This is a genomic window from Sphingomonas sp. (genome assembly GCF_036387535.1).
Lineage (GTDB): Bacteria > Pseudomonadota > Alphaproteobacteria > Sphingomonadales > Sphingomonadaceae > Sphingomonas_R.
In genome coordinates this window covers 1-9,598 of record NZ_DASVTO010000124.1, presented here as the reverse complement: position 1 = coordinate 9,598, position 9,598 = coordinate 1, and the positions used below count along the sequence as shown (strand labels likewise).

The window sequence follows — 9,598 nt, the reverse complement described above, 5'->3', positions numbered from 1 at the left end:
CCGCAGCCTGTTGCCTGCCGGTCTCACTCAAGCTCCCGAGTCGCAGGGGCGCCGGTTGCGCTAGAGCCGCGGCAGTGTGACGCCGCGCTGACCCTGATATTTGCCGGCGCGGTCGGCGTAGCTCACTTCGCAGGGCTCGTTGCCTTTCAGGAACAGGAACTGGCAGGCGCCTTCGTTGGCGTAGATGCGCGCGGGCAGGGGCGTGGTGTTCGAAAATTCCAGCGTCACATGGCCCTCCCACCCGGGCTCCAGCGGGGTGACGTTGACGATGATGCCGCAGCGCGCATAGGTCGACTTGCCCAGGCAGATGACCAGGATATCGCGCGGCACCCGGAAATATTCGACGGTGCGGGCAAGCGCGAAGCTGTTGGGCGGGATGATGCACACGTCGGTCTTGCGATCGACGAAGCTGTTCGCGGCGAAATCCTTCGGATCGACGATCGCGCTGTCGACGTTGGTGAAGATCTTGAATTCGTCGGCGACGCGCGCGTCATAGCCGTAGGAAGACAGGCCATAGCTGATGCAGCCGTCGCGGCGCTGGTTTTCCACGAACGGTTCGATCATCGCGTGCGCCAGCGCGGTCTCGCGAATCCAGCGGTCGGACATGACGGACATGCGGATGTTCCCCTTCGCCGCGTCCTTTGCGTCAGGAACGGGGTTCCGGGCAAGCGGCTCGCGCCGCGCGGGCGATCAGTGCGCCGGCGAGCGCCCGAACGGCCCCAGCAGCCGGCGATATTCGCTTTCCGGCGCGCCGTAACATTCGCCGGCGATCTCCTCCAGCCGTTGGCGGTCGCGGATCGTCACCAGCCCACGCGTCGAACGGATCGCGCCGGTGCCTTCCAGCGTGTGCAGCGTCACGGTAACGCCGGAACGGCGGACCGCGAGCATGATCGCCATGAATTCGTGGGTCAACGGCACGTCGTCCCCTTCGACGCGGTCGTGGCACATCAACAGCCAGCGTGCGAGCCGTTCCGGCAGCGCGTAATTGGCGTTGGACGCCGACGTCTGCGCCGCTTGCACGATCGTCGCCTGCACGAAGCGCAGGAGCGTCGTCATCAACGTTTCGCTGCGGTTGCACGCGGCCAGGATATCGGCGGCCGGGATGCGCAGCGCGGTGCCGCCGCCGATCTGAACGTTCCCCATGACGGGGGATCGGCCGGCGCGCAGGATGACGGGTATCCCGGTCAGCCCCTCATACCCCACCAGCCCGACTTCGACCTTGTCGTCGCCTTCCTGCGTGGATACCATCGAACACATGATCGATTCGGGAAAATAGACGTGTGCGATGTCCGCGTCGGGCGGCATCAGCTCATCGTGCACCTGTAATTCGACTCGCTCGAGATGAGGCTGAAGCAGCGCGAAATCGTCGGGCGCCATTCGGCTCAGCAGGGCGTTGCGGGTAAAGGACTGGCTGGGTTGCGGCATGATCGGATTTCCTGGTCGACGGCATCATGCCACCCCAGCCGATCTCTACACGATTTTCGCGCGACTCACTGCAAGAACCGGAACCACCTTCGGTTCGGAAGCGTACAGTTAGCGCAGTTTAATTGGCCATGTAGTTAAGGATCCTTAACACCGGGTTATCGTCAATGGGGGGTGGGTGACGAAAGCGTAGTAGAACCAGTGGGAGCCAACCATGCTATATGCCCTTGCAAATCGTTCCGTCCCCGAGGAGGATCGGGTCTCTTCGCCCGAACGCGATGCCCTGATGGGGTTGCCCCGCGATCGGCAGCATATCGGGGGGCGCAGCCACCTCGTCCGGCAGGGCCATCGGCAGCAGCATTGCTACCGCTTGTTGACCGGCTTCGTTCAGCGCAACCGAATCACCATCGATGGCCAACGCCAGATCACCGGCGTGTATGTGCCGGGCGATATGTTCGGCATGCAATTGCCCGGCGCCGATGCGGCGGTGCAGGGGTTCGAGACGCTGGGCGCGGCGACGATCGATGCCATCGCGCTGGACGATGTCGCGAACCTGGCGACCGCGCGGCCCGGCGTGGCGAAGGCGCTTTGGCAGCATGCGATCGCGGATGCCGCGGCGGCGTGCGAATGGATGTCGAACCTGGGTCGCCGCGATGCGCGCGATCGCATCCTGAACCTGATCTGCGAGTTGGGATTGCGGCTGGAGCGCGCCGGGATGGGTACGCGCGACCGGTTCGAACTGCCGCTGACCCAATCCGACCTGGCCGATGCCGCCGGGCTGACCCCGGTCCACGTCAACCGCGTGTTGCAGTCGCTGTCGGCCGACGGCACCATCGCACGGCGCGGGCGCAATATCGTGATCGACGATTGGCCGCGCGTCTCCCGCTTGGCCGATTTCGACGGCCGCCATCTGAAGACCGCGCTGGCGTGACGTGTGGCAGGGAGCGCGCCAGCGCGTTCCCTGCACGTATCTGGCCCTGCACGTATCTGGCCCTGCACTTATCTGGGCATCAATATCTCGTCGATCCGGCACCGCCGGCCATCGATCCGCTCCACATGGGGAAAGCGCAGTCCGCCGGTATAGTCGATCTGCACGACCCGCACTCGCTGCCCCTTGGCGACGGTCAGCGGGATCGGTACGCAGGCCGCGATGGCACGCCGAAGCCGTTCGGGGTCGAACGGCCGATCACCGACCGCGATCACCTTCGCGCCGATCGTGAAGCCCGCCGCAAACGCCGGGCCATCCCACAATACGTCACTCACGATTCCGTCCTCGCCCAGCGTGATCCCCAGCGAATGGGTGAGGTCGCTCTGCCCGGCCAGCGCATCCGCCGCCGCCTGGAACACATTGGGTGTGTCGCGAAAGACCAGCGCATAGCCGCCGCGGTCCAGCCCATCCAGCGGCGCACCGGCGCGCGTCTCGTCCAGCTGATCCGCGAAGAACGCAGCCCAGTCGAACGGCGCGATGGCGTTCAGCGTATCGACGACGTCTTCGAAGACATAGGTCTGCGTCGACCAGCTGCCGTCGTGCGCACCGAAGAACGCCGCCGCGAAATCGTCGAGCGAGCGCGTGTCGCCGGACAGGTCGCGCAGCCGTGTATCGACGTCGAGCCACATCAGCGCGCCTTCGGAATAATAATCCTCGCTGCGTTGCCAGCTGGGCCAGGGCAGGGGTGCGCGCGCGGCGATGATCGGATCGCGCGTGGTGTCGATCATCGGCCGCCACCGGCTGCCCGGCCGCACCGCATAACGCGCCGCGGTGATGGCCAGCGCGCCCAGCGCGTGTTCCGCGCTCCACAGGTCGGATCGCGCCGCCAGCACCTGGCTCCAATATTGGGTCTGCCCTTCATAGACCCACATCAGGCTGTTGCGGATCGGCTTCTCGTAACACGGCTGCCAACTGTCGGCGCCGCGCCGGTGCTTGCCGTTCCAGCTGTGAACATATTCGTGCGGGATGGTGTCGCGGCGCGACAGCGCCTTGTCCCATTGCGTGAAATAGCCGGGCATGCTGACCGCCTCGAACGATCGATGATGCTCGATGCCCGCGGTCGATAATTCCTGGCTGAGCGCCAGCAGCATGTCGAACCGATCGAAATGGCGTGCGCCGAACAGGCGATCGGCCTGTTCCACCACGCCGCGGTGGGCGGCGATCTGCTCCGGTGCGGCATTCAGCAGATGCGGCTCGTCCGCAACGACGCTCAGGGTGACCGCGTCGTCCAGCGCGATACGGCGCAGATAGCGGCCGGCCAGCACCGGCGAATCGATCAGCACGTCCAGCGCCGCGACATCGAAGTGGCGCGTCTCGCCCCCGCTCTCGTCCTGCCGCTGCGGCACGGCGCACGCGAGGTCCCAGCCACCCGGCAGGGTCAGGCTGGCCTCGACCATGATCCGCCGCGCATAATGGCCCGCCGGGTACAGCAGCACGACGTTCCACGGCAGGCACAGCATATCGGCGCTGCACAGCACGCGGCCCTGATCCGGGTCGGTCGGCGACAGGAACTGGAACGTCGCCTCCACCGCCTCCACGCCGTCGGGGACATGGATGTGGAAGGCGTTGACCGTGACGGGGTGCCGGCTCCATTCCAGCGGACCGCCGTCGGCGCAGATGGTCAGCCCGGCGAACAGCTCGATCGGCGCCTGGGGCGCGTGGAATCCGGGCAGCCATTTGGGATACAGCAGCCACATCGATCCTGGCCGCGTCACCGGGATCGTCTGTCGCGCGGTAAAGATGCGGCGCTCCACGTCGGTCGCATCGAGATGCAGGCGCAAGGTGCCCGGATAGTCGACGTCGGCCGGCTCCGGGATGCCGGGCGTCTCCGGCAGCGGATGGGGCGCGGCTGGGCTGTTCGGCCCGCGCTCCAGCGTCGGGGCCTCGTCGGTCAGGGGCGGGGTCATGATATCACGGTCACGATCGGCAACGCGCGCCTCAGCCCTTGCTGCCGCCGGAAGACCCACCGCCGCTGTTGCCGCCGCCGCCGCTCTTGCTGCCACCCGACCGGCCACCCCCGCCTTTGCCGCCGGTCGACTTGCTCGACGCGCTCGACCCGGCATCGCCGCCCTTGCTCGTGATCGCCCCGGGATTCCCACCCGCACCCTTCTGCGCCATCGATCGTCTCCTGAAGATGATGCGGGGGCAACGACGCCGGGTGGCCCGCGTTCCGAAGGGTGTAATCCAGGTTTTGCAATTGGCTGGGGGGCGGCAGGGCGCTGACGAGACCTATGAGGTGACGTATCGCAGGAACCGGTTGGCTTCGGCTTGATCGGCGAACATGCCGCGCACCTCGTCGCCGTTCGAGAAAACGATCGACACTTCGTACTTCCGGAACTCTCCGGCCGCAGTCGCCGGGTCGAAGGCGCCGATGAACGCCCCCGCTTCGGTTGCGCTTCCGAAGGTCATAGCGGTGCCGAACAGCGGCAACACCGTGACACGTCGGGTCGTTCTATCGAGTTTGCGGCGAAGCTTCACGAAGAAGTCGTCGAACTGCGCCGCGTTCGCGTCCAGGATCGCACGTTTCACCTTTTCGCGGTCCGCAGCGGCCAATATTCCGATCCGGTCCACGCACGTGCGAAACGCCGCATCCGGTGTCTGTTCGTCGAACCGCGCGTCTATTCCCACGCCGGCAAACGCATCGACGATGCTGTCATACGGCAGGTACACGATGTTGAAGTTCAGCGACCGAAGCTGATCGAGCGAGGGCGCCGTGAAGATCCCGGCGAGCACTGCACCCAGGAATGGGGCCTCCAGCGCGTACGTCTCGGCGATCGGCAGGACCGCACCCTGAATTTCCTGCGCCTTGGCGCGCGAATGCTTGGTGTACCGGCGCCATGCTGCCTCGATGAACGCGACCGGCCGTCCTCGCGCATCGTCCGACCCGTCCTTCTCGATGACGAAATCCAGATCGTGCGAATTGCCGTATTTGTCCTCCCAGGCGACCTTCCGCCCCTTGCGCACATTGATCCGGCTGCCGTGCCGATCGAGATAAAGGCCGCGTTCGTCGCAAAAGCGCAGCAATTCCGGCTTCAATATCTCTTCGAGCAGATTGCCGACGACCTGGCCGAAGCGGTGTGATGGCGATTCGGCCATAGCTTATCCGCGCACCCACAAATTGCCTTCGAGCAAAGGAACGCGGTGCTTTCGGTTCTTCCACTTCATGTTTCGATCCCTGATCTTTTCGAACTGGGGGGACGAAAACCCTTCGGCTACGGCCAATGTGGCGAGCCAACGTTCGGCAGGGACATGGACGCCGTACGGCGCAGAATCGCCGATCACGAAGCAGACCTTGGCATCGTCCGTGCAAAGCTTGCGTAGCGCGCGCCAGGTCAATGCAAGGTCGTTGAAATAGGCGCCCACCATCGTGTGGTATGTCTTCTTGCCGGCGCGTGTTTCCCGCGCTTCGGAAAGCGCGTTGCAAACCGTCGACAGCTCGTCTCTGATCGGAGATATCGCCTCGTCATCGAGCAGGGACTCGAGATCGAGCTTTTCCGCCGCGCTGTGTTGCGAGCAGGAGCGAACCAATTTGTGACGCACCGCGTTTTGCAGATCGCTCCAACGCGCAATTTCGCGCCAGAACGTCATCTCCAGCCTGGTGGCATCGGCATAGTCGTAATTGTTGGGATAAGGCGGCGATGTCACGATCAGATCGACTTTACCGGCCAGGCCCGAAAACCCCGCCAACGTCCGGGCGTCGTCGGCAGCGACGGTTGCTTCGCACATAGGCCGGTCGACGGTGATGCGATGGTTTCGCATGTCGCTGCAAAACATCGCGATCCGCATGGCAAAGGCGTCGAAAGGCTGAACGACCCTGGCCTTGCTTTTGTTCGGCAGGATATATTGCCATTGCGCGGTTCCCACGCCGCTACATTCCCGCAGGATCGCGGTGATCGCCAGCCATAAAAGGCTGCTGATCGGATCGGACTTGGGTTCCTCCAGAAACGCCCGGCGCAATGTCTCCAGTTGCGCCAGCGCCGGTCCGGAATAGCATTTCAGAAGCAATTCCGACGTGACATCGTGCCCGGCCACGATAGCATTCGCTCTGCCCACGAGCGCGCCGGCGCGTGCTTCGAGGAGCGCAGGGTCCGATTGCCAGGCAAGTTTCGCTTCCGCGATGCGCACCACGAACGGGTGACTTTCTGCACCGGCACTTTGTATCCCTGCCGCCTGCGCCGCCAATAGAGCGGTTCCCGATCCCGCGAACGGATCGAAAAACAGCCCTTCGGGCGGACAATGATCGCGCACGACGCGCTCTACCCATTCCGCAGAAAATCCCGCCGAATATCTCAGCCAGCGGTGAACGGGGAGCTTCATGTTGTCGGTGAACGCGCCCGTGCGCGAAGCCTTCGCGTCACTATCCAGTGATGGGCCCGCTTCGATCCGGTCCAAGGCACGCTGTTGATTTGGCACGATGCTCCCCGATGGCTCCTTCGACATGGCATGCAGGAACGGAGCACATGGCGCCAGCCACCACGAACGTCCCACCGCCTGCCCACGCGCAACTCCGCGTGGCTCCATCGGTCGTGCGGTATCGTAAAGATGGCGCACCCGACTGGATTCGAACCAGTGGCCTCTGCCTTCGGAGGGCAGCGCTCTATCCAGCTGAGCTACGGGTGCCTGGAGGCGCGCGTAGCAAAGGCGGGGGGCGGGCGCCAGTCGGTTTCTTAGGCAAGGGGCGTCGGGGCGGAGACGGGGGGCGGGGTCTTCGGCTTGAACGCGCACAGATCGGCGACGATGCAGCGCCAGCATTCCGGGCGGCGCGCCTTGCAGGTATAGCGGCCGTGCAGGATCAGCCAGTGGTGCGCGTGCAGGCGGAACGGCTGGGGCGTCGCCTTGTCCAGTTTCAGTTCCACCGCCAGCGGCGTCTTGCCGCGCGCCAGCCCGGTGCGGTTGCCGACGCGGAAGATGTGGGTGTCGACCGCGAACGTCTCCGCGCCGAATGCGACGTTCATCACCACGTTGGCGGTCTTGCGGCCGACGCCGGGCAAGCGCTCCAGCGCGTCGCGATCTTCCGGCACGTCCCCGCCATATTCGTCGACCAGCATGCGCGACAAGGCGATGACGTTCTTGGCCTTGGTGTTGAACAGGCCGATCGTCTTGATATGCGCCTTCAGCCCGTCCTCGCCCAGTTCCAGCATCCTGGCGGGCGTGTCGGCGATCGTGAACAAGGCGCGCGTCGCCTTGTTCACGCCCACGTCGGTGGCCTGCGCCGACAAGGCGACCGCGACGACCAAAGTATACGGGTTGGTGAAGGCCAGCTCGGTCTCGGGATGCGGATCGGCTTGTGCCAGCCGGCGATAGAATTCCGCAACGTCGACCTTCTTCACAGGCCCAGCACATCGCCCATGCGATACCGGCCGGGCGCGCGGCCGACCAACCACAGGGCGGCGCGCACCGCACCCTTGGCGAAGATCGACCGGTCGTCGCCGCGGTGGTTGATCTCGATCCGCTCGCCTTCGCTGGCGAAGATCACGCTATGGTCGCCGATCACCGATCCGCCGCGCAGCGACGCAAAGCCGATCGTCCCCTCGCTGCGCGCTCCGATCAGGCCCGCACGGCTGTCGACGCGGATTTCGCCCAGGGTGGTGCCGCGCCCGGCCGCCGCCGCTTCGCCCAGCAGCACCGCGGTGCCCGATGGCGCATCCACCTTGTACCGGTGGTGGAATTCCATGATCTCGATGTCCCAGTCCGCGCCCAGCCGCTCGGCGGCTTCGCGCACCAGGATGCCCAGCAACGTCACGCCCAGCGAGGTGTTGCCGGTCTGCAGCACCGCGATATCGGCGGCGGCGGCATCGATCAGCGCGTGGTGCTGCGCGTTCAGGCCGGTGGTGCCGATCACGATCGGCGTTCCGGCCCCGCGCGCCGCGTCCAGATGCGCGGCCAATGCCGATGGCACGGAGAAATCGACCAGCGCATCGGCGGCGCGCGCCAGCGGCACCGGATCGACGGCAGCGTCGCAGCCGCCCGCCAACGTCGCACCTTCGACCGCGATCGTCTCGGTGATCGCACGGCCCATGCGGCCGTCGCTGCCATAGATGCCGATGGCGGTCATCGCGCCTGCTCCCGGCGCCTCAAAGGTGAAAACGCTGTCATGTGCGCTCCACTGCCACGGATCGCGCCCTTGCGCGACGGGTTTGCGTCCGCCCGAAACTCGCTTTTTCGCGGGTTCGTTAAGACGCTGTGCCTTGCGAACCACTGGCCATCGATCCGCGGTCTGCGGCCAGGCTGGGGGCGGGGCCGATCGCTGGGCGCAGCGAATCGCGCAATTCCGGCGGCACCGGTGCGGTCGGATCGGGGCGGAAGGCGTCCGGCGCGCGCTGGCGCGCGCTCGGCGGCGGCGCGTCGGCGGCCAGATCGGGGGCGGCATGTTCCGCCGGGTTCGTCAGGCTGCGGCCCTTGCGCAGCGCCACCGCGAATAGCGCCGCGCCCAGGCCCAGGGCGGCAGCGACGGCGGAGAGCGCGCCCACGCCGAACGTGCGCGACGGCTGCTTGGGGGCCGCGCGACCATTGCGGGCCGGGGATGTGGTGGGCGTCGGTTTGGCGCGGGCCATGATCGGTCTTTCACTATGTCGGGTGTCCGGGGTCGAACGGACGATGACGCCCGCGTGTTCCGTGGCGATCCGCGAACGACATGTCCGCAGCCGAGAGGGAAAGAGCGAAGTGGAGGGGCTTCTGTTGCCCGGTGCCCTCCGAACCGCTGGTTTCCCCTTCTGTTGCCCGGTGGGGTCCGAACCGCGCTATTTTAGAGTAACGTCAGGCCGTTAGGCCCTCAGTTACGCCGCAATCGCGAGTGCTTCGTTATCGTTGGCACTTGTGTAATGGGCCGTTACGGTGGTCCCATTCCGAGCGAAAAGCTGCGTTTTTCAACACACGTCGATCCTGGTTCGACCCCGTCATCACCGGCCCCTGCCTGTAAGGCAGGACCGGTGGTGGTGGAGTCGCCGGGTACTGCCCCCGGGTCCGCTGCGCCTATTGTGCGCCGCCTTTTATCGCCATAGCCGGGTTGCCCCGGCAGGACCGATATAGGGCGCGGGCGCGGCTTTGCAAAGAGCCGCCTTTCCCCCTTACGCCTTTCCCCCCCTTACGCCTTTCCCTTGCCATGTTTCCGATGCATGGGCTTGTCGCATCATGTTGACACAGCGTTCCCGTTACGCGCTTCGCGCGATGCTCTTCCTGGCAGAGGCG

General features: G+C 65.6%; 10 protein-coding genes, 1 tRNA gene and 1 other RNA gene. 1 reads left to right on the top strand and 11 read right to left on the bottom strand.

The features are described from left to right. Positions 1–60: 60 nt before the first annotated feature. Both dcd and VF649_RS11675 read right to left on the bottom strand, forming a co-directional pair. Positions 61–615, bottom strand: coding sequence for a dCTP deaminase (dcd, locus tag VF649_RS11680; protein WP_331012130.1), 555 nt, complete (start codon positions 613–615; stop codon positions 61–63). A gap of 75 nt (positions 616–690) precedes the next feature. Continuing rightward, entirely contained in the window at positions 691–1,425 is a 735-nt protein-coding gene (locus VF649_RS11675; protein ID WP_331012129.1) for a Crp/Fnr family transcriptional regulator, read from the bottom strand. 211 nt (positions 1,426–1,636) lie between these two features. Between VF649_RS11675 and VF649_RS11670 the strand changes: the two genes are divergently transcribed. After that, positions 1,637–2,353, top strand: a complete 717-nt coding sequence (locus VF649_RS11670; RefSeq protein ID WP_331012128.1) for a Crp/Fnr family transcriptional regulator — start codon at positions 1,637–1,639, stop codon at positions 2,351–2,353. A 68-nt stretch (positions 2,354–2,421) separates the two neighbouring features. Here VF649_RS11670 and VF649_RS11665 read toward each other — a convergent pair whose 3' ends face one another. The 9 genes from VF649_RS11665 to ssrA form a co-directional block, all read right to left on the bottom strand. Next, complete coding sequence (locus tag VF649_RS11665) at positions 2,422–4,317, bottom strand: peptidase M61 (protein ID WP_331012127.1); 1,896 nt, start codon at positions 4,315–4,317, stop codon at positions 2,422–2,424. A gap of 31 nt (positions 4,318–4,348) precedes the next feature. Next, positions 4,349–4,528 (bottom strand): hypothetical protein, encoded by a 180-nt coding sequence (locus VF649_RS11660; RefSeq protein ID WP_331012126.1) that lies wholly within the window; start codon positions 4,526–4,528, stop codon positions 4,349–4,351. Between the two features lie 111 nt (positions 4,529–4,639). After that, positions 4,640–5,506, bottom strand: a complete 867-nt coding sequence (locus tag VF649_RS11655; RefSeq protein ID WP_331012125.1) for a hypothetical protein — start codon at positions 5,504–5,506, stop codon at positions 4,640–4,642. 3 nt (positions 5,507–5,509) lie between these two features. Further along, on the bottom strand, positions 5,510–6,961 hold the full coding sequence (locus tag VF649_RS11650) for a DNA methyltransferase (RefSeq protein ID WP_331012124.1): 1,452 nt from the start codon (positions 6,959–6,961) through the stop codon (positions 5,510–5,512). Then, positions 6,954–7,030 (bottom strand) — tRNA-Arg (locus VF649_RS11645). The genes VF649_RS11650 and VF649_RS11645 overlap by 8 nt, the downstream gene beginning before the upstream one ends. A gap of 47 nt (positions 7,031–7,077) precedes the next feature. Beyond that, the gene (nth, locus tag VF649_RS11640; RefSeq protein WP_331012123.1) at positions 7,078–7,740 is read right to left on the bottom strand and encodes an endonuclease III; all 663 of its coding nucleotides are present in this window, start codon (positions 7,738–7,740) and stop codon (positions 7,078–7,080) included. Next, positions 7,737–8,465 (bottom strand): 4-hydroxy-tetrahydrodipicolinate reductase, encoded by a 729-nt coding sequence (dapB, locus tag VF649_RS11635; protein WP_331012122.1) that lies wholly within the window; start codon positions 8,463–8,465, stop codon positions 7,737–7,739. The genes nth and dapB overlap by 4 nt, the downstream gene beginning before the upstream one ends. 118 nt (positions 8,466–8,583) lie before the next feature. Then, entirely contained in the window at positions 8,584–8,964 is a 381-nt protein-coding gene (locus VF649_RS11630; RefSeq protein WP_331012121.1) for a hypothetical protein, read from the bottom strand. Positions 8,965–9,112: 148 nt separating this feature from the next. Next, positions 9,113–9,465: a transfer-messenger RNA gene (ssrA, locus tag VF649_RS11625) on the bottom strand. Positions 9,466–9,598 lie beyond the last annotated feature (133 nt).